Annotated in this window: 23 protein-coding genes; 15 read left to right on the forward strand and 8 right to left on the reverse strand. The window is 48.8% G+C overall.

Features of this window, described 5'->3' with window-relative positions; genetic code table 11:
- The first annotated feature begins 36 nt into the window (after window positions 1–36).
- The 3 genes from tatA (at window position 37) to tatC (ending at window position 1,485) form a co-directional block, all read left to right on the forward strand.
- Entirely contained in the window at window positions 37–273 is a 237-nt protein-coding gene (gene tatA, locus EA26_RS01255) for a Sec-independent protein translocase subunit TatA (protein WP_039422597.1), read from the forward strand.
- A gap of 3 nt (window positions 274–276) precedes the next feature.
- Window positions 277–672, forward strand: a complete 396-nt coding sequence (gene tatB / locus EA26_RS01260) for a Sec-independent protein translocase protein TatB (protein WP_039422599.1) — start codon at window positions 277–279, stop codon at window positions 670–672.
- A 66-nt stretch (window positions 673–738) separates the two neighbouring features.
- A complete protein-coding gene (tatC, locus tag EA26_RS01265; RefSeq protein WP_039422601.1) occupies window positions 739–1,485 on the forward strand; it encodes a twin-arginine translocase subunit TatC in 747 nt (248 codons plus the stop codon).
- 361 nt (window positions 1,486–1,846) lie between these two features.
- Here the strand turns inward: tatC and EA26_RS01270 are convergent, their stop codons facing one another.
- On the reverse strand, window positions 1,847–2,611 hold the full coding sequence (locus tag EA26_RS01270) for a TatD family hydrolase (RefSeq protein ID WP_039422603.1): 765 nt from the start codon (window positions 2,609–2,611) through the stop codon (window positions 1,847–1,849).
- Window positions 2,612–2,759: 148 nt separating this feature from the next.
- Between EA26_RS01270 and hemB the strand changes: the two genes are divergently transcribed.
- The 4 genes from hemB (at window position 2,760) to spfP (ending at window position 7,958) form a co-directional block, all read left to right on the forward strand.
- Window positions 2,760–3,806, forward strand: a complete 1,047-nt coding sequence (hemB, locus tag EA26_RS01275) for a porphobilinogen synthase (protein WP_039422605.1) — start codon at window positions 2,760–2,762, stop codon at window positions 3,804–3,806.
- Between the two features lie 56 nt (window positions 3,807–3,862).
- A complete protein-coding gene (locus tag EA26_RS01280) occupies window positions 3,863–4,303 on the forward strand; it encodes a GNAT family N-acetyltransferase (RefSeq protein ID WP_039422607.1) in 441 nt (146 codons plus the stop codon).
- A gap of 615 nt (window positions 4,304–4,918) precedes the next feature.
- Window positions 4,919–7,717, forward strand: a complete 2,799-nt coding sequence (gene polA / locus EA26_RS01285) for a DNA polymerase I (RefSeq protein ID WP_039422609.1) — start codon at window positions 4,919–4,921, stop codon at window positions 7,715–7,717.
- Window positions 7,718–7,910: 193 nt separating this feature from the next.
- The gene (gene spfP, locus EA26_RS22630; protein WP_438356636.1) at window positions 7,911–7,958 is read left to right on the forward strand and encodes a small protein SpfP; all 48 of its coding nucleotides are present in this window, start codon (window positions 7,911–7,913) and stop codon (window positions 7,956–7,958) included.
- A 489-nt stretch (window positions 7,959–8,447) separates the two neighbouring features.
- Here the strand turns inward: spfP and yihA are convergent, their stop codons facing one another.
- Window positions 8,448–9,095, reverse strand: a complete 648-nt coding sequence (gene yihA, locus EA26_RS01290; protein WP_039422611.1) for a ribosome biogenesis GTP-binding protein YihA/YsxC — start codon at window positions 9,093–9,095, stop codon at window positions 8,448–8,450.
- A gap of 159 nt (window positions 9,096–9,254) precedes the next feature.
- On the opposite strand from yihA, the gene EA26_RS01295 reads away from it, so the two are divergent.
- A complete protein-coding gene (locus EA26_RS01295) occupies window positions 9,255–9,872 on the forward strand; it encodes a c-type cytochrome (protein ID WP_039422613.1) in 618 nt (205 codons plus the stop codon).
- Window positions 9,873–10,296: 424 nt separating this feature from the next.
- On the opposite strand, the gene EA26_RS21950 is transcribed toward EA26_RS01295, so the two are convergent.
- Window positions 10,297–10,590: a hypothetical protein gene (locus tag EA26_RS21950; RefSeq protein ID WP_167772721.1), complete on the reverse strand. Its 294-nt coding sequence runs from the start codon at window positions 10,588–10,590 to the stop codon at window positions 10,297–10,299.
- Between the two features lie 20 nt (window positions 10,591–10,610).
- Between EA26_RS21950 and EA26_RS01300 the strand changes: the two genes are divergently transcribed.
- From EA26_RS01300 to hemN, 4 genes are all read left to right on the forward strand, one after another.
- Window positions 10,611–11,249: a class I SAM-dependent methyltransferase gene (locus EA26_RS01300; RefSeq protein WP_039422615.1), complete on the forward strand. Its 639-nt coding sequence runs from the start codon at window positions 10,611–10,613 to the stop codon at window positions 11,247–11,249.
- Window positions 11,249–11,794, forward strand: a complete 546-nt coding sequence (yihI, locus tag EA26_RS01305) for a Der GTPase-activating protein YihI (protein ID WP_039422616.1) — start codon at window positions 11,249–11,251, stop codon at window positions 11,792–11,794. The genes EA26_RS01300 and yihI overlap by 1 nt, the downstream gene beginning before the upstream one ends.
- Window positions 11,795–11,802: 8 nt before the next feature.
- The gene (locus tag EA26_RS01310; protein ID WP_039422618.1) at window positions 11,803–12,291 is read left to right on the forward strand and encodes a DUF2489 domain-containing protein; all 489 of its coding nucleotides are present in this window, start codon (window positions 11,803–11,805) and stop codon (window positions 12,289–12,291) included.
- 141 nt (window positions 12,292–12,432) lie between these two features.
- Window positions 12,433–13,824 (forward strand): oxygen-independent coproporphyrinogen III oxidase, encoded by a 1,392-nt coding sequence (hemN, locus tag EA26_RS01315; RefSeq protein ID WP_039422619.1) that lies wholly within the window; start codon window positions 12,433–12,435, stop codon window positions 13,822–13,824.
- A 115-nt stretch (window positions 13,825–13,939) separates the two neighbouring features.
- Here the strand turns inward: hemN and gepA are convergent, their stop codons facing one another.
- From gepA to glnA, 5 genes are all read right to left on the reverse strand, one after another.
- Window positions 13,940–16,480, reverse strand: coding sequence for a phosphodiesterase GepA (gene gepA / locus EA26_RS01320; RefSeq protein ID WP_039428678.1), 2,541 nt, complete (start codon window positions 16,478–16,480; stop codon window positions 13,940–13,942).
- Between the two features lie 82 nt (window positions 16,481–16,562).
- On the reverse strand, window positions 16,563–17,972 hold the full coding sequence (gene glnG, locus EA26_RS01325; protein WP_039422621.1) for a nitrogen regulation protein NR(I): 1,410 nt from the start codon (window positions 17,970–17,972) through the stop codon (window positions 16,563–16,565).
- Between the two features lie 18 nt (window positions 17,973–17,990).
- A complete protein-coding gene (gene glnL, locus EA26_RS01330) occupies window positions 17,991–19,043 on the reverse strand; it encodes a nitrogen regulation protein NR(II) (RefSeq protein ID WP_404975934.1) in 1,053 nt (350 codons plus the stop codon).
- A 129-nt stretch (window positions 19,044–19,172) separates the two neighbouring features.
- Window positions 19,173–19,745, reverse strand: a complete 573-nt coding sequence (locus EA26_RS01335; RefSeq protein WP_152593642.1) for a DUF4124 domain-containing protein — start codon at window positions 19,743–19,745, stop codon at window positions 19,173–19,175.
- 197 nt (window positions 19,746–19,942) lie between these two features.
- Window positions 19,943–21,352, reverse strand: a complete 1,410-nt coding sequence (gene glnA, locus EA26_RS01340) for a glutamate--ammonia ligase (protein WP_039422624.1) — start codon at window positions 21,350–21,352, stop codon at window positions 19,943–19,945.
- 519 nt (window positions 21,353–21,871) lie between these two features.
- On the opposite strand from glnA, the gene typA reads away from it, so the two are divergent.
- From typA to dtd, 3 genes are all read left to right on the forward strand, one after another.
- On the forward strand, window positions 21,872–23,701 hold the full coding sequence (gene typA / locus EA26_RS01345; RefSeq protein WP_039422626.1) for a translational GTPase TypA: 1,830 nt from the start codon (window positions 21,872–21,874) through the stop codon (window positions 23,699–23,701).
- 219 nt (window positions 23,702–23,920) lie between these two features.
- Window positions 23,921–24,865: a virulence factor BrkB family protein gene (locus EA26_RS01350; RefSeq protein WP_039422628.1), complete on the forward strand. Its 945-nt coding sequence runs from the start codon at window positions 23,921–23,923 to the stop codon at window positions 24,863–24,865.
- Window positions 24,837–25,271: a D-aminoacyl-tRNA deacylase gene (gene dtd / locus EA26_RS01355; protein ID WP_039422630.1), complete on the forward strand. Its 435-nt coding sequence runs from the start codon at window positions 24,837–24,839 to the stop codon at window positions 25,269–25,271. Before EA26_RS01350 ends, dtd begins: the two co-directional genes overlap by 29 nt.
- Window positions 25,272–25,285 lie beyond the last annotated feature (14 nt).

Genomic DNA, 25,285 nt, shown 5'->3' on the forward strand with positions numbered 1-25,285 from the left:
CAAATTATTTGTTTTACAAAACCCGAGGTAAAGAAAATGGGTGGTATCAGTATCTGGCAACTGCTAATCATTGCTGTCATCGTTATATTGCTGTTCGGAACCAAGAAGTTGCGTGGCATTGGCGGCGATCTGGGCGGCGCTATCAAAGGCTTCAAGAAAGCCATGAATGACGATGAGTCAGACAAAAAAGACGCAGACTTCGAACCCAAGAGTCTCGAGCAGCAAACCAAGCAAGCTGCAAGCGAAACCAAAAAAGATAAAGAGCAGGCATAATTCGTGTTTGATATCGGTTTTTGGGAACTGGTATTGATATCTGTGGTGGGTCTGGTAGTTCTGGGGCCAGAACGTTTGCCGCATGCAATTCGCAGCGTGTCGCGCTTTGTTGGTGCGGCGCGCAGCATGGCCAACAGCGTTAAAGATGAGCTGGCACACGAACTGAAAGTGCAGGAGTTGCAGGAAAACTTACGCAAAGCGGAGCAAATGGGGATGGAAAATCTCTCGCCAGAGCTCAAAGCGTCGGTGGAACAATTGCAGCAAGCGGCGCAGTCGGTCAATCGACCTTATGCTGCCTCTGAAGCGGCTTCTGCGCCTAAGGAGTCAGTGACAGAAAAAGCGCCTGACTCGGCGCTCGAAGCCACCCCCACAAAAGCGGCAGATAGCAAAGCCGAATAATCTCTTTTCTCAGGAGCGGCCCGATGGTCGCTCCTTTTTGCTCTGTTTTGACTGTAGAGGTTTGATATGTCTTCCGTAGAGCAGACACAGCCCCTGATTAGCCACTTACTTGAACTGCGCAATCGACTACTCAAAGCGATCGTCTCGGTGCTGGTGGTGTTTGTCGGGTTAATCTATTTTTCCGCTGAGATCTATGAGTTCGTTTCAGCGCCTTTGGTTGAACGTTTACCCGCTGGGGCAACCATGATTGCCACTGATGTGGCGTCGCCCTTTTTCACACCATTGAAGTTGACCTTGATCGCTTCGGTGTTTGTGGCGGTGCCGTTCATCTTGTACCAAGTGTGGGCTTTTGTGGCGCCCGGCTTATACAAGCATGAACGTCGCTTGGTGATGCCGCTGTTGGTTTCCAGCTCGCTGCTGTTTTACTGTGGTGTGGCGTTTGCTTATTTTGTGGTTTTTCCGCTGGTGTTTGGCTTTTTCACCGCCATCTCATTGGGCGGTGTCGAATTTGCTACCGATATCGCCAGCTATTTAGATTTTGTTTTGGCGCTATTTTTGGCCTTCGGCATTGCTTTTGAAGTGCCAGTGGCGATCATTCTACTCTGTTGGACTGGGGCCACTAACCCGAAGAGTTTGAGTGAAAAACGCCCTTATATCGTGGTGGGTGCGTTTGTGGTCGGTATGTTGCTCACGCCGCCAGACATTATTTCGCAAACCTTACTCGCGGTACCGATGTGTTTGCTGTTCGAAGTGGGCTTGTTCTTTGCGCGTTTTTACACGCGTAAAGCGGATCCTGCAGAGAGTGAAGAGTAGAAGTAGACAAGAATGAAGTAAGAAAAGCGGCTGAAACAAGCCGCTTTTTTTATTTCACTTTGACCACATGGCCGCATTTGGTGCAGACGTAAAGCTCTTTTACGCCCATGATTTTATGCCAAAAAGTACGATGCTGACGCTGTAAGTGAGCACTATGATTGCACATGCTGATAACTCACGTGTTATGTATTTTGTGCACTGGATCATATATGCAATTGGAGTGTTATTCCATGCCTCTATGTGATCTTTATCTCATAAAATAATAAAGCATTATTATGGTTTGATAAATTAGCCGTGTAAAAACCATGTTTTCTTTCATCTTCTAGTGTGCCCAGACGGATGAGCCGCATCACACTCGGTGTCAGAACAGTTGAAACAGTTGCTGCGCATTGTGAGTGGTCAGCGTGTCCACTTGCTGCAGCGACCACCCGCGCAGCTCGGCCACACGTTGGGCAACCAGTGACGTGTAAGCCGGTTCGTTGCGTTTGCCCCGATGTGGCACGGGGGCGAGATAAGGGCAATCCGTTTCCAAAATCACGTAGTTCATATCCAACTGTGGGATAACGCTGTCCATGCCGCCATTTTTAAAGGTGGAAACTCCGCCAAGGCCAAGATGAAAACCGAGATCGTTGATCGCTTTGGCTTCTTCCACGCTACCGCCAAAACAGTGAAACACGCCGCGCAATGAGCCATTTTGCTCTTGTCGCAGCAATTTTAGTGTCTGCTCTATCGAATCGCGCGTGTGAATCACCACAGGTAAATCCATCTCTTTAGCCCAATTGAGCTGGGTGATGAATGCCCACTCCTGCTCTTGGCGATAGGTTTTATCCCAATACAGATCAATGCCAATTTCACCCACCGCAATGAAAGCGTGTTTGGCAAACCAGCGATAAATGATGCTGAGTGTCTCTTTGACATTGGCATCGACATAGCATGGATGTAATCCCATCATCGAGCGGCAGACATCGGGGTAGGCGGCTTCGGTAGCGAGCATTGGTTCAATCGATTCGAGATCAATATTGGGTAACAAGATCTTGCTGATGCCTTGCTGCTGTGCACGTGCCACGACCTGTGCACGGTCTTGGTCAAATTCGCTGGCGTAGATATGGGCATGAGTATCGATCATTACGGAGTCTCGTTATAAAAGCAGTGGGGCGATTATACGTCAGTGTGAGCGTTTGGTCATTTTTGGCATTTTTCCGCTTTGTTGCTGGCGTCATGCACCTAGAGTGATATGATTTCGCCAATTCTATACACCAGACAAGGAGAATAGAGTGTCTGTATCTATCCAGGGGCCATTCCCGGCGCGTCGTATGCGTCGTATGCGTAAGCACGATTTCAGTCGTCGACTCATGGCGGAAAACCAGTTAACGGTCAGCGATCTGATCTATCCGATGTTCATTCTGATGGGTAAAGATCGCCGTGAAAGCGTCGAATCCATGCCGGGCGTGGAACGTTTGTCTATCGATCTGATGCTGGAAGAAGCGCAGTACCTGGCGCAGTTAGGTGTTCCGGCCATCGCTCTGTTTCCGGTGGTCAATCAGGATGCGAAAAGCCTGTGTGCAGCCGAAGCCTACAACCCAGAAGGTTTGGTGCAGCGTGCCGTTCGTGCATTGAAAGAGCACGTGCCACAAATGGGCGTGATCACCGACGTCGCGTTGGATCCGTTCACCACTCATGGTCAGGATGGCATCATTGATGAAGACGGCTACGTGATGAATGACGAAACCACCGAAGTCTTAGTCAAACAGGCACTCTCACACGCCGAGGCGGGGGCCGATGTGGTGGCACCGTCGGACATGATGGATGGCCGCATTGGCAAAATTCGTGAAGCGTTAGAAGAGGCTGGCTATATTCATACCCAAATCATGGCTTATTCGGCCAAGTACGCCTCATGTTACTACGGACCATTCCGAGATGCAGTCGGCTCAGCAGCCAACCTGAAAGGCGGCAACAAGAAAAATTACCAAATGGATCCGGCCAACAGTGATGAAGCGCTGCACGAAGTGGCGTTAGACATTAACGAAGGTGCGGATATGGTGATGGTAAAACCGGGGATGCCGTACTTGGACGTGGTTCGCCGCGTGAAAACGGAGCTTCAGGTGCCGACGTTTGCTTACCAAGTTTCGGGTGAATACGCGATGCACAAAGCCGCCATTCTCAATGGTTGGTTAAAAGAGCGTGAAACTGTGCTTGAATCGCTGCTGTGCTTTAAGCGAGCAGGGGCGGACGGCATTTTAACCTACTTTGCAAAAGACGTTGCCGAGTGGCTGGCGGAAGAAAACGCCCAAACGGCCGCACATTTGCGCCTAACAAAGTAAGAGCAAAGAGCTTAACAGGCTGGCTTCGGCCAGCTTTTTTTATGCTAGGAGAAACGATGTCGATAACAGTGCGTCAAGGATCGCTTGAGGAAGTGGTCGCGGTGGTGGCGACAATCAACGAGTTTGTGCGCAAAGAAACCGTGCACACTTTGAATGAGCGCTTACAGGGCAAGAAATCGTTGGTGTTGGTGGCATTACAAGATGGGCAGCTACTGGGATTTAAAATCGGCTATCAGTTAAGCAGTGATGAATTCTACAGCTGGTTTGGTGGTGTCTCACCACAAGCTAGAGGCTATGGCGTAGCGCAACGCCTGTTAGAGGAACAAGAGGCTTGGGCGCTTGAGCAGGGGTATCAACGCTTAAGAGTTAAATCGCGCAATCAGTTTCCCTCCATGCTGAGATTATTGTTGAGAAATAATTATCTGATTGATAATTATGAAAAAATGGAAAACATTACTGAGTCTCGAATCCACTTTGTCAAACAGCTATCAAAATAAATGAGATTTTTTCTCATTTAGATGTTGACTATCAAATGAGAATCATTATTATTAAATGCGTCTGAGGGAATACGAAATAGTTCACAAGGATGTTGAGTTGCCCGATTAACCAAGGTGTTAATAAGTAATGAAACTGAACTGCCCAGAACTTGCACGCATTCTTTTTGACACGACATTGCTCACATTGCTTCCAGTGTAATTTATAGCTTTCTGGTCAGGCCGTGGTACTCACCGATTGGGCTGCACCGTATTTCGCTAGGCGACATCTTTTGATGTCGCTTTTTTTATGCGCATTTTCTTGACAAATCTGCTGTGTTTTTCAACAAAAAATATCTTTTCCACATGACAGGATCCTGAAAAGATCAAATGTATCGTCGTGGTATTTTCATTTTATTTTTTTAAAACAAATACTTATGTTGGTCGTTGGTTGCGTTTTTAACCAGTGCATATCCAGTGGATAATTAATATAAACAGAGTTATCCACAGCTTGGTGGGCTCGCTTGGCATAAGATTTTGTGCATTGATAGGGAGGATTACATCTGCAACATAGATTCAGTGGGTTAGACGTGGCATCCTTAGCACATCAAATTTAATGTCTGCTGGATATCTACAATTATGGCGAGTATTCCTGAAAATCCATTGATTCTGATCGATGGCTCTTCCTATCTCTATCGTGCATTTCATGCTTACCCCGGCACCATGAGCAATGGTGAGATACCGACCAATGCGGTTTATGGAGTGGTGAACATGCTGCGTAGCATGATGCGCCAATTTGCTTCTGAGCGCATCGCGGTGGTGTTTGACGCAAAAGGCAAGACTTTCCGTGATGAGATGTATCCGGAGTACAAAGCGCACCGTCCACCTATGCCGGACGATTTGCGCTGTCAGATCGAACCACTGCACGATGTGATTCGCGCCATGGGCTTGCCACTGATCTGCGTACCCGGCGTTGAAGCGGATGACGTGATTGGCACGCTCGCTTATCAAGCTTCCCAGCAAGGCATGCCAGTGTTGATCAGCACTGGTGATAAAGACATGGCACAGTTGGTCGATGACAACATCACTCTGATCAATACCATGACCAATGTGGTGATGGATCGAGAAGGAGTGATTGAAAAATTCGGTATTCCGCCTGAACTGATCATCGATTACCTCGCCCTGATGGGCGATAAAGTGGATAATATCCCGGGTGTCCCCGGCGTCGGAGATAAAACGGCGGTCGCTTTGTTGCAAGGCATTGGCGGGATTGCTTCACTTTATGAGCGCCTTGATGAGATTGCTGCATTAGGCTTTCGTGGTTCGAAAACCATGGCGAAAAAACTGCTCGATAACAAAGAGAATGCACTGTTGTCGTATCAGTTGGCTACTATCAAACTCGATGTTGAGCTGGAGCAAACACCTGAGTCTCTGCACAAAATGGCGCCGAACAAAGACGAGTTAATAAAGCTTTACGGCCAGTTAACGTTTAAATCTTGGTTGACGGAACTGCTTGATGGCGGCACGGGTGTGGTTGAAGCGGTAGAAAAATCAGTATCAACACGCGCTCCCATCGCTGCGGCTTCACCAGCTAAAGAGCTGAACACGTCGGCGGCAAACATCGATCGTAGCCAGTATGAAACGATTCTTGACCAAGATTCTTTCCATGCCTGGCTAGATAAGCTTAAAGCGGCAGAGCTGTTTGCTTTCGATACCGAGACCGACAGCCTCGACTACATGGTGGCGAATTTGGTGGGCCTCTCGTTTGCCATCGAAGAGGGCGTCGCGGCCTATGTGCCCGTGGCGCATGATTATTTGGATGCACCAGAGCAGCTGGATCGCGATTGGGTTCTTGAGCAACTGAAACCGATTCTTGAAGACGATGCGCAAGCGAAAGTAGGCCAGAACCTAAAATATGACGCTTCAGTGCTGGCACGCTACGGCATTGAGATGCGGGGCATCAAACACGACACCATGTTGGCCTCTTACGTTTACAACAGCGTTGGCGGCAAACACGATATGGACAGCTTGGCGCTGCGATTCTTGCAGCACAGCTGCATCTCGTTTGAGCAGATCGCAGGTAAAGGTAAAAATCAGTTAACCTTTAACCAGATCGATCTAAATGAAGCCGCTGTGTACGCCGCCGAAGATGCCGATGTTACTTTGCGTCTACATAATCGCTTAGCCGAGTCGCTCAATGCGGATGAGAAACTCAAATCTGTGTATGAAGAGATTGAAGTACCGTTAGTGCCTGTGCTGTCTCGCATTGAACGCACAGGCGTTTTGATTGACGCCATGAAACTGTCCGCGCAATCACAGGAAATTGCGCTGCGCTTGGATGAGTTAGAGCAAAAAGCGTACGAGATCGCCGGGCAAGAGTTCAACATGAACTCGCCCAAACAGCTGCAAACCATTCTGTTTGAGCAGATGGGATTACCAGTGGTGAAGAAAACCCCATCGGGAACGCCTTCGACTAATGAAGAGGTGCTACAAGAACTGGCGCTGGACTACCCATTGCCAAAAGTGATTCTTGAATACCGTGGTTTGGCTAAGCTCAAATCCACCTATACCGATAAGTTGCCGAAGATGATTAACCCGACTACCGGTCGTGTGCATACCTCTTATCATCAGGCGGTAACGGCGACGGGACGCTTATCGTCAACCGATCCTAACTTACAGAACATTCCGATCCGTAATGAAGAAGGGCGTCGTATTCGTCAGGCTTTCGTTGCGCCGCATGGCTACAAAATTCTTGCGGTCGACTACTCGCAAATCGAGCTGCGTATTATGGCGCATCTCTCCGGTGATCAGGCGTTGTTGGATGCCTTCCAGCAGGGCAAAGACATTCACGCTGCGACCGCTGCGGAAATTCTCGGCGTAAGCATAGATCAAGTCACCTCCGAGCAGCGCCGCCGCGCTAAAGCGGTGAACTTTGGTTTGATCTACGGCATGAGTGCGTTTGGTCTGGCGAAGCAGTTGGGTATTCCGCGTGGCGAAGCGCAGGGCTATATGGATAAGTATTTCGAGCGCTACCCCGGCGTTATGCAGTATATGGAAGATACTCGCAGTACGGCGTCTGAACTTGGTTATGTGGAAACCATTTTTGGTCGACGATTGCATTTGCCGGAAATTACCTCACGTAACGTGATGCGCCGTAAAGCGGCCGAGCGTGCGGCGATCAACGCACCGATGCAAGGCACGGCGGCAGACATCATCAAGAAAGCAATGCTTTTGGTTGATCAGTGGATCCAGCAAGAGGGCGATGGCCGGGTTAAACTTTTGATGCAAGTACACGATGAACTGGTTCTGGAAGTGGAAGAGTCATCTTTGGCCGAAATTGAAAGTAAAGTACAGGAATTGATGGAATCAGCAGCGCAGTTGAAAGTCCCTCTTGTCGCAGATGCAGGTCATGGTGATAACTGGGATCAGGCACACTAATCACTTTTTGTGCGAAAACGAATAAATTGTATGAGCCAGAGCACAAGTTCTGGCTTTTTTTTGTATCTAAATAAGTTCAAAGAGAAACTGTTGAGTTGTAGCTTAATAAAAGTTTCATGAAAATAAACTACAAAAAAAGTTTGCAATTATGACCAATTGTTGTACATTAATCCTCGTAGGGTACAGAGGTAAGATGTTCTATCTTTCAGACCTTTTGTTTCACGTTATTGGATTAGGCTGATTCAGCCGCCCCAGTCAGGTTTTGACTGGGGCGTTTTTTATTGCCCAAATAAAATTTTATTAATTTTCAATAAATTAGCAATCCATCTTTCTTTTCTCTTATTCTGTTTTGCTTATCCCGCTTCTGACGGTGTTCTACCGTATTTGTCGTTGAAAATCCGTTCTGTAAATTTGTACCAATCACACTATTATTAATTCTCTTAAAAAACTAACTGCATATTTAATGTGAGCATTTTGGGTATAAAGTCTTATATATCAGTTAGTTAGGTTTAATTGTCGTGGCTGATCTTTAGTCAGCAGCCCAATATCATCAGCGCGCGAACTCTTGAAATCCGTTACCAGTTCAGTAATGCTCTGGCCCATAACAATAATTACCAATTTTTCTCTCCCGTTTCCCTGCCAGGATGGCGGGGATTTTTGTTTCTGGCGGCAGAAAAAACAAAAGCCCTGCACAGGCAGAGCTTTGATCGATAATCTTGTATCGCAGAGGCTAGTCGTTTTCTTGGCCCGCTTCTTCGTCCAATAGATGGGCGAGTGCTGGTGCAAACCATTCGTCGAGTTTGGCTCGTAACTGATCCACGCCAATCCCTTTCAGTGATGAAAACAGATCCACTTGCACGTCACCACCAAAGGTTGCGGCTAACTGGCGAACTTTGAGTAGTTCTGCTTTACGTGCACCGCTCTTGAGTTTGTCCGCTTTCGTGAGAAGAACTTGGACTGGGATACGGCTCTCAATTGCCCAAGCAATCATCTGTTGATCGAGATCCTTCATCGGATGGCGGATGTCCATCAACACCACCAATCCTTGTAGACATTGGCGTTTTTGCAGATATTCACCCAGCGATTTTTGCCACTTCTGCTTCATTTCCAGCGGAACTTGGGCAAAACCATAGCCAGGAAGGTCGACAATATGGCAGCCGTCCGTCACTTTGAACAAGTTGATAAGCTGCGTGCGGCCTGGCGTCTTTGAGGTTTTCGCCAGGCTTTTTTGGTTGGTTAATCGGTTTAGTGCACTGGATTTACCAGCATTTGAGCGTCCTGCAAACGCAATTTCGATGCCCTCATCGGCTGGCAGGTGGCGGATATCAGGCGCACTGGTGATGAAATGCGTATTTTGGTAATGAATTTTTACGCTCACTGTTAACTCCATCTCGACTTTGTGTAGTCGATTGATTACTTTTTTGTGAAATTGTGTAAAATAACCGTGCTCGGCATAAGGTCGCCTATTGTACCATGAGTGTACTCGGTCTGTTCACCTTCCGTGGTACTGGAAGCTTGATAATTATAATGGAATGTCATGAAGAAATTAGCGCTAATTTTGAGTCTTTTAGCCAGCTGCTCAGTATGGGCCCAAGGTAATATTGAGGCTGGCAAAGCAAAATCCCAAACGTGTGTTGCGTGTCACGGTGCTGACGGCAACAGTCTACTCACCATGTATCCAAAGCTTGCTGGTCAGCATGCCAAATATATTGAGAAGCAGTTGAAAGATCTCAAATTAGGTATGGAAAGTGCAGGTAAGCAAGGACGTTATGATCCGGTTATGAGTGCAATGGCGATGCCATTGACAGAACAGGATATGGCGGATTTGGCAGCTTACTACTCCTCCCTGCCAATTTCTCCAAACACGACCCCGGAAAGCGTGGTCGATGCGGGTAAAGTATTGTACACCGCAGGTGACGCAGAGCGTGGTTTAACCGCTTGTATTGCGTGTCATGGCCCACGCGGCAATGGTACTGAGCTTTCAGGTTTCCCGAAAATTTCCGGTCAGCATGCTGACTACATCAAAGCTCAGCTACAAAAATTCCGCGAATCATCCCGTGGCAACGATATGAATGCGATGATGCGTGATATCGCAAAGAAACTGACCGACGATGACATTAACACGCTGTCTCAATACGTTGGTGGTCTTCACTAATTTCGCCCCTAACCGCTCGAGCACATGTTGTAGGAAAACGCCCTGGTCTGTCACCAGGGCGTTTTCTTTGTGGTGCAGAGTCACACTTATTTCGTCGCTACCTTTCCTTGCTGAAGGACAGTTTGCTGATCATTTTGTAAGAGATTTGCCATTCGTTCTTGCCTCTTTGTCTACCAGTTTTTTCTAACTTTATGAAAAGCAGAAAGTATTTAATTTAGCTGAAAAAAGAGCCAATAAATCGCGCTAAGCGACTTGTTTCAATTTGATGACCAAGTAAATTAGCACCATCAGCAGGACGCTGGTAAAGGAAATTAGGCCAAGGTGGTCTCCACGGATGCGGACAAAGGAGTTGTTCGAAAGCCGGAGAAGGGAGCTCAGATCGACAGGATGTTGGTCAGATAAGGATGGTCACCTCGTCTAAAGGTTAAGACAGTGCAAAGGATCCAGGCTTAACGGATAAGCCTCGATACAGGAAGTCGAAGGAAAGCCAAAACTCATCAGGATGATGACGAACAACACCTTTTGGCAGGGAAAGCACAAAAAACAAACGGAATATTGGTGCACTAACTGAGTGCAACACAGTTTTTGCCACTTGTGGCGGTTCAGAAAGCGACAGCATGCCTGTCGCTTTTTTTATTTCGGCCGTTTTTTTCTGAAATTGGCGATATTTTGCCCGCGGCCCCTCCAATCCTGCTGGACTTTCTGGTATGTTGCGCATCCCTGTTTGAGGAAGTCAGTATGCATACCTGCCCTTTATGTCAGCATGAGCACATTCAGCCTTATTTTGCCGACAAACGCCGCGAGTATTTGCAGTGTGAGCAATGCCATTTGGTGTTTGTCCATCCTAACCAGCGTCTGGATGCAAAAAACGAAAAAGCTCACTATGATCTGCATGAGAATGATCCGCAGGATGCAGGTTATCGGCGCTTTTTAGCACGCATTGCTGACCCTCTTTTGGAACGGATTGAGCCGCAATCAACCGGGTTGGATTTTGGTTGTGGGCCTGGGCCAACGCTCTCATTGATGATGGAAGAGCGTGGTCACACCATGGCGTTGTACGACATTTATTACCACCCACAAACCAGTGTGTTGGCTAAACAGTACGACTTCATGACGGCCACGGAGGTGATTGAGCATCTCTATCAACCTGATCAGGTGTGGCAACAATGGTTGAATTTAGTTAAGCCCGGAGGCTGGATAGGCCTGATGACAAAAATGGTCATCAATGTTGAGGCGTTTGCCCATTGGCACTACAAAAATGATCCCACGCATGTGATCTTTTTTAGCCAAGCAACGTTTCAGTTTCTGGCAGAGCGGGATAAGCTCGAACTTGAATTTATTGGCAAAGATGTAATTTTACTGAGGAAGACCCAGTAATGAGTCGTAAGAAAAAATCGAGAAAACCAGGTGCCGCAGGCGCACCGGAGTTTATTGTTACCCGTAACCGTTCTGAGTCGGATGTCGCAGGACGTTTGCGCAAAAAAGAGAAAAAGCACAAGGGTTTGAAAGCCGGTGCACGTAACGCAGAAGAGCAAGCTAAGCAGAAACAGTCCGCCAATCAAGTGCGTGATCCACGTCTTGGCAGCAAGAAGAAAATCCCACTGATTGTCGAACCTGCGAAGAAGTTGACTAAGCAAGAGCGTCGTCTGTCGGCGGAACAAGAGCTCGAAATGCTGGAAAACGATGCCCAGTTGAATGTGTTGCTTGATCGTATTGAGGCTGGTGAAAACCTAGGTCGCGGATTGCAGCAGTATGTCGATGAGAAACTGGACCGCATTGAGCAGTTGATGAAGCAACTTGGTTTGCTCGAACCCGAAGATGACGAAGAGTTTCAAGATGAAGCGCCAACGCGCAAAGCTCGTTCAGACGATGAGCTGCTGGCGGATTTTGAAGACTTCAACATGGACGACTACAAAGGGTAAGCAGCGCGATGAATGTCACCTTACTGGCCATAATTGGTGGTGCCATCATTCTGGGTTTGGCGTGTTATGCAGGCTACCTTCTGCTCCAGTTAAAGAAGCAAAAGGAGTTGCAACAGCAGCATCAGAAGTTGGCGATCGAGAAACGCAATGCCAATATTTTCGATAACGTCAATATCTTGTGTATGGCGGGGATTCAAGGACAGTGCGATCTGTCTGAAATCAGCATTCGTGTCTACTGCATCATGGATTATGTGCAAGGAGAACAACGGGTTGATTTTGATGCGGAATACCCAGCGATTGCTGAGCTGTATCATATCGTCAAAGACATGCCACGCGGTGAAGCGCGTCAGGCGCTTGAGAAAAAAGAGCGCATGAAGCAAAACCTTGAGCGTCACAAGGCGGAAGGCCGTCTTAGTGAGGCGATTGTCGAAGAGCTGAAAGCACTGCGCAAAAGAGTGCAGCCGCTCAACAACCAGATCAACATTCAAATGATCTGATCGATGGCCCTGCTGTGCGGGGCTATCGTGATCGCGCTAGCACTTCTAACGATTGGCGCTTAAAAAGCCACAATGTCGCGCTATCTCCCTATTTTGGATGTGGCAAAATAGCGGCTCATAGGATTTTACGGAAGTAACACCATGTCGAATCAGACTCTTGAATCGAACCAACAGATCGTTTGGGACCAAGCGGTATTGGACAAGTACAACTATTCTGGTCCTCGCTATACCTCTTATCCGACAGCGTTGGAGTTTCACGAAGCGTTTACCATTTCTGACTATGACATGGCATGCTCGCAGTACCCTGAGCGTCCGCTTTCTCTTTATGTGCACATTCCGTTCTGTCATAAGCTTTGCTACTACTGTGGCTGCAATAAAGTGATTACTCGCCATTCGCATAAAGCGGATGAGTACCTTGATGTGCTGGAACACGAAATTCGCCAACGCGCTTCACTTTTGCACGGTCGACAGGTAACGCAGCTGCATTTTGGTGGCGGTACGCCGACCTTTCTAACGGCCAAACAGTTGTCGCGGCTGATGAGCTTGCTGCGGGAAGAGTTTGATTTTGAAGCCAATGCGGAGATCAGTATTGAGGTCGACCCGCGTGAGATTGAACTCGATATTCTCGACCATTTGCGGCAAGAAGGGTTTAACCGCCTGAGCATTGGTGTGCAAGATTTCGACAAGGAAGTGCAAAAGCTGGTCAATCGTGAGCAAGATGAAGCCTTTATTTTTGCCATGGTCGAACGGGCGAAGCAGCTCGGTTTCCGCTCGACCAACCTTGATCTCATCTACGGCTTACCCAAGCAAAACCGCGAGTCGTTTGCAAAAACATTAGCCCAAGTGTTGCAAATGCAGCCGGGTCGTTTGTCGGTGTTTAATTACGCCCACATGCCGCAGTTATTTGCCGCGCAGCGTAAAATCAAAGATGAGATGCTGCCTAAAGCTGAAGAAAAAATGGCGATTTTGCAGCAAACCATTACCACTTTAACCGAAGCGGGTTATCAGTTTATCGGTATGGACCACTTTGCCAAGCCGGATGATGAACTGGCGATTGCCCAGCGAGAAGGTGTGTTGCATCGTAATTTCCAAGGCTATACCACCCAAGGCGAGTGTGACTTGGTCGGTTTTGGTGTCTCGGCCATTTCGATGATTGGCGACGCCTACGCGCAGAATCAAAAAGAGCTGAAGAAATACTACGCTCAAGTCAATGAATTGCGCCATGCGCTATGGAAAGGGGTCGCGCTGGACGCTGACGACTTGCTGCGCCGTGAGGTAATTAAGCAATTGATTTGCAACTTCAAACTGGATAAAAAAGCGATCGAAACGCAGTTCAAAGTGACGTTTAACCACTACTTCAAAGAAGATCTGCAACTGCTGCAGACTTTTATTGATGATCGATTGGTGGAAGTGGATGAGAGCGAAATCCGTGTCACATTGCGTGGTCGTCTGCTGATCCGCAACATCTGCATGTGCTTTGACAAATACCTACGTGCCAAAGCGCGACAACAGCAGTTCTCGCGTGTCATTTAGCGAAAGAGTGCTATATGCAATAAAAAATGCCAGCGAGACGCTGGCATTTTTGTTTGTTTTGCTAGTGCAACTTTGTGCCTGACTTATTGTCCAATAAGCTGATTTTTCAACAAAATTACTTGCCTGATAACCGATCACTGGGCCAATCGGCAAAAGGGACCGGGCGGCTGTATAAGAAGCCCTGAGCCAATGGGCAGCCTAGTTCAGAGAGCAATTTGGCTTGCAAGCCAGTTTCGACCCCTTCCGCCACCACACTGACGTTAAAGCCTCGGGTGATGTTGACGATGGCAGCGACCACAGAGTTATTGAGTTCCTCGCGGCTGAGTTTATCGACAAAGGCTCGATCGATTTTCAGGCAATCAAACGGTAAGGTGTGCAAATACGCCAGTGATGAGTAGCCAGTACCAAAATCATCAATCGCAATGCCGATACCAAGGCGGCGCAGCTTGTGCATGTTCTCCAAAGTGGTTGGTGCACTGTCGACCAGCCGCGACTCGGTGATCTCCAGAGTGAGATTGGTGGCGGGTAGCCCCGTTTCCAACAAAATTTGCCCGACTTCCGCGACAAAATCTTCGCGTGATAGTTGGTTGACGGAGATATTAACGTGTAACTGGAAGTCACTTTGCCAGAGGTTATTTGCGATTGCCTGAGCGGTTTCTTTGCAGGCGCGTTGCAATATTTGGCTGCCAATTTCTTTAATCATGCCACTGTCTTCAGCAATCGGGATAAAATCGAGTGGTGATACGATGCCTTGTTTGCTCAGCCAGCGCGCCAATGCTTCTGCTCCGACGACTTTGCCGCTCTCCAGTTCAATAATCGGTTGGTAGTAAGGGATGAATTCTTGGCTGTTGATGCCATCTTGAATGCGCGCCAGCATTTGGGTGCGAAACTTGGATGCATCTGCCATCTCGGGACGGTAGTGGCTGACCGAGGTATGATCTTGTTTCGCGTTGCTCAGTGCAATGCTGCCGTTACGCAACCAACGGATCATGTCGCTCTCGCTGTCGGTACATACCACCCCAATCGACACTTTCATCACCACGCTTTCCTCACCCATATAAAATGGCGCGATAAACAGCTGTTGCAGCCGGTTAACGGTCAAGGTGATCTCTTCGGAGCTGGTCACTCGTGGTGCGTAGACGGCGAACTCATCGCCTCCAGTGCGAGCAAGGATATAGTTATCATCAAATAGGTCTTTCAGTCTTTCAGAGATGCTGATCAGCAGTTGATCGCCTTTGTGATGTCCGACACTGTCATTGATGTCGCGAAAGCGATTCACCCCAAGCAAAAATAGGCTACCGCTCTGAGAGGGATGCACGCGACGACTCGCATCAATCAACCCTTCTCGACTGTAGAGCTTGGTCAGAGAGTCATAAACCAACTGGTTGCGCAGCGCTTTAAAAGAGACTCGAAGGTTATTGGCCATCTCATTGAACGCTGTGACCAACAGGCTGGTTTCGTAGATCAATCCGGGTTTGGGCATGGCACTTTCCCAATGCCCATTGGCCAAGTTTTTCGCGGCGGTGGCCGTGGTGGTGATGGGATGGGTAATGCGGCTAAAAATCACCATACAGAACAAAACGCCGATGGTTCCCACCGATAAGCCAACGATCCAGCTCTCTTGCTGCGCTTTGGGCAATACGCCCAGTAGCTGCGATTCAGAAATTGAAATACCGATATACCACGTTAAGCCATATTCGTCGGTATAGGGCGAGATCAGGCTGAAGTAGCGCCCATCGTGACCCAAAAATTCAAAGCGTTGCGCCGCTCTCTTCTCCAACATTTGTTGGCTTTTCACCGCATCGGCATGGCGTTTTATGATGGGGTCGGCACTTTCGCTTGCTAGCAAACGGTCGCCTTTTTTCGACAATTCGGTACCCCAAGAGACCACGCTGCTTGGCGAAGAGTGTGCGATCAAGCGCTGCTTTTCGTCCATGACATAGACCGACGCCTTGGTTTTTTCTTTCAGTGCGGAGAGAAAATTATTGAAGGTGTTGATGCGAATATCGGTGACCACCACGCCGACAAATTGCTGCTGGTCGTACACCGGAGCGAGAGCAGAGAGGGTGATTTCTTGTCTTTCGTCGGCGTTGGCGTATATGGAAGACCACATTGGGCGCCGCTCTTGGGCAACTGGCGTGTACCAAGGGCGCACTCGCGGGTCGTAATTGTCAATCACAGAGCGGATGTTCTCGCTGACGGCGTCTCCTTGATAAATCACCAGTTTGCTGTTGGTACGATCGTCTTGCACCATCAGGGTATGGCTGCCATCGCTCTCTTTACGTAGTCCGACATAATCGGCTGCTTCCGAGCCAAATCCAATCACGTCTAGCTGGGCAATCGGGGCATAAATGGTTTGAAAGGCGTCCAGAAAGTAGTGCTGCAATGCGGTGGTGTCATCGGGTTTATACAAATGGTTGAAGCCAATGGTATGCGCCATACTGAGCCCGGCGTCAAACGGGGCGCCGAGATAACTGGTTAAACTGTTGCGCACGTTTTCGGTTAAGGCGGAGAGCTGCTTGTCACTCAGATCGTGTACCGCCTCTTCGTAACTGCGCTTTTGCACCAAAATCACCACGCTGATTGAGAGCAAAAAGATCACCACCAAAGGCACAATGACCGCGGTTTTTAAGGAAATTTTGCTGTTGGAAGCCATCTCTGCCATCGTGCTTTACTATCCCTGCTGCCACTTAGGTTCGTAAGGGCTGGCGAACCTCGGTGAATTTCTCTACTCGTCGTCAATACAGTTCTTTTAATTTACGTGTCAAGGTATTGCGCCCCCAGCCGAGTACTTTGGCCGCGTCCTGTTTGTGGCCGTTGGTGTGCTCGAGTGCTGCTTCTAACAGTATACGTTCGAATTGTGGAAGTGCGTATGTCAGCAGCTCTTTTTCCCCAGAGCTGAGTTCTTTTCGCGCCCAACTGGCGAGAATCTCCTGCCAAGTCCCTGCCGCGTTTTCTTCCTCGCTGCTCTTTTTCTCTTGCAGCAGTTCACTCGGCAGATCGCCCGGTAAAATTTCGCTGCCACTGGCCATTACGGTCAACCAGCGACAGATGTTTTCCAACTGACGCACGTTCCCAGGCCAATTGAGACGCGAGAGAATGTCTAAGGTACTGCGATGCAGTGTTTTGGCTTCCACCGCTAACTCATCGGCGGCGCGCAGTAAAAAGTGCTGAGTCAGTTTTTCTATATCCTGTTTGCGTTCGCGCAATGCGGGGATCTGCACTCGGATAACATTGAGGCGGTGAAACAGGTCTTCTCGGAAATCGCCGTTTTGCACCAAACGTTCGAGATTTTGGTGGGTGGCGGCGACAATCCTCACGCCAACTTTGATCGGCGAGTGACCGCCGACACGATAAAACTGCCCATCGGCGAGCACGCGCAGTAGGCGAGTTTGAATATCGAGCGGCATATCGCCAATTTCATCCAAAAACAGGGTGCCGCCGTTGGCTTGTTCGAACCGTCCTTGGCGCACCGAATTTGCCCCAGTAAAAGCGCCTTTTTCGTGGCCAAACAGCTCCGACTCAATCAGATCTTTTGGAATCGCGGCCATGTTGAGGGCGATAAACGGTTTGCTGGCTCGTGGGCTGTGTCGATGCAGGGCATGAGCGACCAGCTCTTTACCCGTGCCCGATTCGCCATTGATCAGCACAGAGATAGAGGAGCGTGAAAGCCGGCCGATGGCGCGAAACACTTCCTGCATTGCGGGCGCTTCACCAATGATTTCTGGCGTATGGGAGCTAAGTGGATTGCCCGAGGCCATCTGCTCGCGCTTTTGTTCTTGACCGTGGGCGATGGCGCGTTCTACTAACGTCAGCGTTTCGTCGATATCAAACGGTTTGGGCAGATATTCAAACGCACCCTTCTGATAGGCGTTGACCGCGGCGTCGAGATCGGAGTGCGCTGTCATGATGATCACAGGCAAATCGGGGCACTTGCTGTGCACTTGTTGCAGCAATTCAATGCCATCAATGCCGGGCATACGGATATCGGACACCAACACATCAGGGACTTCTCGCTCTAACGCCATCAACACACTTTCACCATTGGCGTAGGTTTCGCACTTGATATTGGCGGAAGAGAGGGTTTTTTCCATCACCCAGCGGATGGAGCTATCGTCGTCGACAACCCAAACATATCCTTTACTCATGGTCTATTCCTTGCAGCATTAAATTGGCAGATAAATGGTGAAATTGGTATGCCCAGGCCAGCTTTCGACATCGATTTTGCCGTTATGTTGATCTATCAGATTTTGCGAGATAGAAAGCCCAAGTCCGGTGCCTCCTTCTCGTCCGCTGACCATGGGGTAAAACAAGGTATCTTGCAGCTCAACCGGAATACCGGGGCCGTTATCTATGATTTCAATTCGCGCGGCCACTTTGCAGCGATGGCCGTGGATATTGGCTTGATGCACCGTTCTGGTGCGTATGGTGATCAGGCCGTCGTCTTGGTTGGCCAGAACTTGTGCCGCGTTGCTAACAATGTTCAGCATCGCCTGCTCAATTTGGTCCGCAGCCATATAAATGTCCGGCAGGCTTGGGTCATAATCGCGCTCAATCAGCAGTTTTTGCTGTGATTCTAATTCGACCAATTGGCGCACTTTTTCCAAAACCTGATGCAGATTGGCTTCTTGCTTTTTGCCCGGCTTTTGTGGGCCAAGCAGCCGGTCGACCAGGGTGCGCAGCCGATCCGCTTGTTCAATGATGATCTGGGTATATTCGGTCAGGCTTGGTTCGGGCAACATCTTCTCTAGCAATTGCGCCGCGCCGCGCAAGCCACCTAAGGGGTTTTTGATCTCGTGCGCTAGTCCTCTGACTAAGAGTTTGGCCGCTTGCTGCTGCGCGTGTTGGTTCATCTCTTGGGTGATACGCCGCTGTTGGTCAACCTTGCGCATCTCTACCAGCAGCATTGGTTCACGCTCAATCGAGATAGGGCTGACTGTCACTTCCAGCAGCAGCGGCTTACCATCAACAACGAAAGTGACGTCGTTGTCCGTGATGCTTTGACCGCTTTGTAGTGGTTGTGAGAGCAAGGCTAAATCGAGGGAGGCGTGTTGGATCAATTGTGACAGCGGTTGGTGGATGATGCGTTTGGCGCTTTGCGCGAAGAGTTGCTCGGCCGCCGGGTTGGCGTGTTTAACCTGCAACCCATCATCGAGGATCAGGGTTGCGGTCACCATATTGCTGAGAATTGTGTCTGAAAGCGCTGAATTCACAATCACATCCTTGTCGTTGTCATAGTTTGGTGCGATGCACTAAATTGGTGCATTGGCAGCCAGTATGGCGGATTAAGGGGAGAAGTGAAAGCGTCTTCTAAGGCGTTTCAGATGCTTATCTTGCGACTCAAGCCACTATTTAATACTGGTGCGATGCAAATGCACTGATATAGGGCTGGATGATGCAATTATCTTGCCGTTTCTGTAAGCCTGAACGGCCAGTGTGTGGGTACCACGGTCAATGTTTTTCAATTGCCAAGTCAAGCCGGTTTGTGGTGCACCATAACGGTGTCCGTTGAGTATCAACTGCAGCTGTTCGCCAACCTCAAGCTTGCGATTGCTTTCCATGCGAATAAAGATGAGGCCGCGATTGCTGCGGATGGTGGTGTCATTCGCCGGAGACGCCATACTCAGTTGTAACTCGGCGGGGGCTTGATCCGACGAGCTTGGCTGCGCGGGTTCAACCGCCGTTTCTTTTGCTGAAGAAGCCTGCGTAGTGCTGGGTTGCGCAGCGTCCATCTTTTGCGTGGATTCAACGTGTGGCGCAGGGGCACTGGCGTCCAAATCCGCTAGCGTAATGCTTTTCGCACCACTGCCGGGAGTATCACTAAAATGCAGCACGCCATCGGCGTCGACCCAAGTGTACACTGTCTGTGCGTGCGCAAGAGAACTGAGCAATACACACAGCAGAGAAAGTCTTTTTATCATCTTTCACCTCCAAAGAGATGCGGTTTCATGTAATCACAACCCGCGCCCGATGTGAGCGGATGCGCTTGGCTGTTGGCCAATTTTTTATGCAAACCGCATGTTATTACTCGATTTCTGGCGGGAGAATATGAAAAAGGCCCGCCTGCGAGGCGAGCCTGATAAAAAGTGCAATCTGAATTACATTTGCACTGAGTGAATTACACTGAGTAGTACAGTTCAAATTCCAGTGGGTGAACGGCGGTGTTAACGCGCTCAACGTCTTTGGTTTTCAGTTCGATGTAAGAATCGATGAAATCATCAGAGAATACGCCGCCCGCAGTTAGGAACTCACGGTCTTTGTCTAGGCACTCAAGAGCTTGCTTGAGTGATTCTGCAACCTTTGGAATCTCTGCTGCTTCTTCTGCAGGCAGATCGTAAAGGTCTTTGTCCATCGCTTCCCCTGGGTGGATCTTGTTCTTGATACCGTCAAGACCAGCCATCAGCAATGCGGCAAACGCTAGGTATGGGTTTGCTGCTGGGTCTGGGAAGCGAACTTCTACACGACGTGCTTTCGGACTTGGTACCACAGGGATACGGATAGACGCAGAACGGTTACGCGCAGAGTAAGCTAGCATAACAGGCGCTTCGTAGTGAGGAACCAGACGCTTGTACGAGTTAGTTGATGGGTTAGTCAGCGCGTTCAGTGCACGAGCGTGCTTGATGATACCACCGATGTAGTACAGAGCTGTTTCTGACAGGCCGCCGTACTTGTCACCCGCGAAGAGGTTAACGCCGTCTTTCGCCAGAGATTGGTGAACGTGCATGCCTGAGCCGTTGTCGCCAACCAGTGGTTTCGGCATAAAGGTCGCAGTTTTGCCGTATGCGTGTGCTACGTTGTGAACCACGTACTTGTAGATTTGGATCTCGTCCGCTTTCGTGGTTAGCGTGTTGAAGCGAGTCGCGATCTCGTTTTGACCTGCCGTCGCCACTTCGTGGTGGTGCGCTTCAACCACTAGGCCCATCTCTTCCATTACTAGACACATTGCAGAACGCAGGTCTTGAGAAGAGTCCACTGGAGCTACTGGGAAGTAACCCCCTTTCACGCCAGGACGGTGACCTTTGTTACCGTTTTCGTAATCTGAACCTGTGTTCCATGCAGCTTCTACGTCGTCAATCTTGAAGAAAGAACCTGACATATCCGTAGAGAACTTCACGTCGTCAAACAGGAAGAACTCTGGCTCTGGACCAACAAGAACGGTGTCTGCGATGCCAGTAGAACGTAGGTAATCTTCCGCGCGTTTTGCGATAGAACGTGGGTCGCGGTCGTAGCCTTGCATGGTTGCAGGCTCAAGGATGTCACAACGGATGTTCAGAGTCGCTTCTTCAGTGAATGGGTCAAGTACCGCAGAAGACGCATCAGGCATCATCACCATGTCTGATTCGTTGATGCCTTTCCAGCCCGCTACAGAGGAACCATCAAACATCTTACCGTCTTCGAAGAAGTCAGCATCAATTTGGTGTGCAGGAATAGAAATGTGCTGCTCTTTACCTTTCGTATCGGTAAAACGCAGGTCAACAAACTTAACTTCGTTTTCTTGGATAAGCGATAGAACGTTTTCTACTGACATCTTGGATAACCTCCAGTGTTATTAAAGCGGTATTGGCCAGATTCGGTATTGAATCTAGCATTGATTAATTTCTTTACATTGGTATTAATCGATGCTGATTCTTACAAAGCTAAAACTGTGCCAATTTTTAAAGTCCTTATATTTCATGGTTTTAGTATTTCATCTCGCCATTTTGGTGTGTGCAATGCACCAAAATGATCTCTTAATGCACTGTTTTGGTGCTGATGTGGCGAGTTTGCACCAGAATAAGCCAAAACTGTCTCTCATTCAGCCCGTCTTTGGGCATCTTGTCAATCGAGAAGTGTGTTAATGTGCATACTCTTTTTATGGCAGAAAAATGGCCGAAATACACCTTGGCGACTAGTCTTTACTTGGCGAAAAATAATCACGAGCTGATCACATATTTCTGGGTTTTTTATCAAAATCTGGTACATTATGGCCGTTTTTTTAATCAAATAACCGCCGCTTAAAAAACATTCATGTTTTTAGCGTCGTTTTTAAACAAGTGAATCAGAATCCATGACGACTCCACAGATTGATAATTTAAGAAATATCGCGATCATCGCGCACGTTGACCACGGTAAAACCACACTGGTTGACAAACTGCTGCAACAATCAGGCACTTTGCAATCTCGCGGTGACATTGAAGAGCGAGTCATGGACTCGAACGACATCGAGAAAGAGCGTGGCATCACCATCCTGGCGAAAAACACCGCCATCAACTGGAACGACTACCGCATCAACATCGTAGACACCCCGGGACACGCGGACTTCGGTGGTGAAGTTGAACGTATTATGTCTATGGTTGACTGCGTGCTGCTGATCGTTGACGCGGTGGATGGCCCAATGCCACAAACGCGCTTTGTAACACAAAAGGCATTTGCTCACGGTCTGAAGCCAATCGTGGTTATCAACAAAATTGACCGCCCTGGCGCACGTCCTGACTGGGTTATGGATCAAGTGTTTGATCTGTTCGACAACCTCGGTGCGACAGACGAACAGCTGGACTTTAAAGTGGTTTACGCGTCAGCGCTGAATGGCTGGGCGACACTGGAAGAAGGCGAAACAGGCGAGAACATGGAACCTCTGTTCCAGACCATCGTCGATGTGGTTGCTGCGCCAGAAGTGGACCTTGATGGCCCGCTACAAATGCAAATTTCTCAGCTGGATTACAGCTCATACGTTGGCGTTATCGGCGTGGGTCGTATCAAACGCGGTAAAGTAAAAGCCAACCAACAAGTAAGTATTGTCGGTGCGGACGGTAAAGTTCGTAACGGTAAAGTGGGTACAGTACTCGGTTACCTTGGCCTTGAGCGCCATGAAGTGCCGCAAGCAACCGCAGGTGACATCATTGCGATTACGGGTCTTGGTGAGCTGAAAATCTCTGACACCATCTGTGATGCAAACAAAGTGGAAGCACTGCCTGCACTGTCTGTTGACGAGCCAACCGTGACCATGACGTTCCAAGTGAACACCTCACCTTTTGCCGGTCTTGAAGGTAAATACGTCACGTCACGTAACATCCTTGAGCGTCTTGAGAAAGAATTGGTGCACAACGTAGCACTGCGCGTTGAACAAACGGAAGATCCAGACAAATTCCGCGTTTCTGGCCGTGGCGAACTGCACCTTTCGATTCTGATCGAAAACATGCGTCGTGAAGGCTTCGAGCTCGCGGTATCTCGTCCAGAAGTTATTCTTAAAGAAGAGAACGGCCAGTTGATGGAACCATTTGAAACCGTGACCATCGATGTTCAAGAAGAGCATCAGGGCGGTATCATGGAAAAAATTGGTATGCGTAAGGGTGAGCTGAAAGACATGGCACCGGATGGTAAAGGCCGTGTACGTCTTGACTTCATCATGCCTTCTCGTGGTCTGATTGGTTTCCAAACCGAGTTCATGACACTGACCTCGGGTTCTGGCCTTCTGTACCATACTTTTGACCATTACGGCCCACACAAAGGCGGCACCATTGGTCAACGTGTCAATGGTGTATTGATCGCCAACGCAGCGGGTAAAGCACTGACCAACGCACTGTTTAACCTGCAAGAGCGTGGCCGTCTATTTATCGGTCACGGCGTGGAAGTATACGAAGGTATGGTGATCGGTATTCACAGCCGTGACAACGACCTGACCGTAAACGCCCTGAAAGGTAAGCAACTGACCAACGTACGTGCATCGGGCACCGATGACGCGCAGGTACTGACGCCACCAATCATCATGACTCTAGAGCAAGCGCTTGAGTTTATCGATGACGACGAATTGGTAGAAGTAACGCCGGAAAGCATCCGTATTCGTAAGAAATTCCTCACAGAAAGCGACCGTAAGCGCGCTTCACGTGAAGCGAAGTAATTGCGAATAACGTTATTGTAAGAAATGAAAACCCCGGGCAGCTTCTCCCGGGGTTTTTTATTGCTGTTCATCTTCTCGTTAGCTTGATGGTGAGAGTGGGTTAATGATAATGACCTTTAGATAAGCAGAGCTGAGCGGATAAAAAATTGATAGCATAACTGCGAGAGAATAAGGCATGCTTATTTTCCATCTGTTTTAATGAGCCGTATGGGTAGGACTATGAACCAGTTACCTGGGAGTGACAAGTTGAGATTGCAAACCCTCGCCGGAAATGGAATCGCGTTTGCGCGCTATTTAATTGCCCGAATGCAACACGATCGGGTGAATGTGAACGCCGGTTATTTGGCCTATATTACCTTGCTCTCGATTGTGCCACTGATGACAGTACTTTTATCGATTTTGTCTAAATTTCCAGTGTTTGAAAATGTTGGCACTATATTGCAAGGTTTTATCATTACCCATTTTGTCCCCGCGGCTGGGGATGCGGTGCATAACGCGCTACAGGATTTTGTCGCCAATACCGGAAAAATGACCGCCGTCGGCGCGGCCTTTCTTTTTGTTGCGGCTTTGATGCTTATCTCCAACATCGATAAAAATCTCAACTACATTTGGCGGGTGCGGAAAAAGCGCCGTGCGGTGTTCTCGTTTTCCATGTATTGGATGGTGTTGACCTTGGGGCCGATTTTGGTCGGAACCAGCATCGCCGCGACCTCGTATGTGACTTCGCTGCGTCTGCTCGACAGCGAAGCAATTTCTGGCATGTACAATTTACTGCTGCGCTGGCTACCGTTTATTCTCTCGTTTTGTGCCTTTGTCGGTTTGTATCTGTTGGTACCGAACAAAAAAGTCCATTTTTCCCATGCAGTCATCGGGGCGATCATCGCCGCGATTTTGTTTGAGATGAGTAAAAAAGGCTTCGCCGCGTACATAACCCAGTTTCCTTCTTACCAAGTGATATATGGCGCGCTGGCGGCCATTCCTATTTTGTTTGTTTGGGTCTATTTGTGCTGGCTGATTGTGTTGATCGGTGCGGAAGTAACCGCGGCATTGGGTGAGAAGGAACAGTGGAGACTGAGCGCGGAAATGATACACTCTCAGGCAGAAAAAATGTTGGCTGCAGAAGAGGATAGTAGTAGTGATTGCGCTGATTCAGAGAGTAAGTGAAGCCGCTGTTCGCGTCGATGGTGAAGTGGTCGGGCAGATAGAAAAAGGGCTATTGGTCCTGCTCGGTGTTGAAAAAGACGATGATGAAGCCAAAACTCGCCGATTGGTAGAGCGGGTCACCACTTACCGTGTGTTTGAAGACGACGACGGCAAAATGAATCTCAATGTGCAGCAAGTCGGGGGCAAAGTGCTGGTGGTGTCGCAGTTTACCTTGCCTGCCGACACTAAAAAAGGCACGCGCGCAGGCTTTTCTCGCGGCGCTCACCCCACAGAGGCCGAGCGTTTGTATGACTATTTTTCAGACCAGTGCCAACAGGTGTTGCCGACAGAGCGAGGTCGCTTTGCGGCAGATATGAAAGTATCTTTAGTGAATGATGGTCCGGTAACCTTCTGGTTACAGGTGTAAAGGCAGGAGCCTGT

The sequence above is a fragment of the Vibrio navarrensis genome (assembly GCF_000764325.1).
Lineage (GTDB): Bacteria > Pseudomonadota > Gammaproteobacteria > Enterobacterales > Vibrionaceae > Vibrio > Vibrio navarrensis.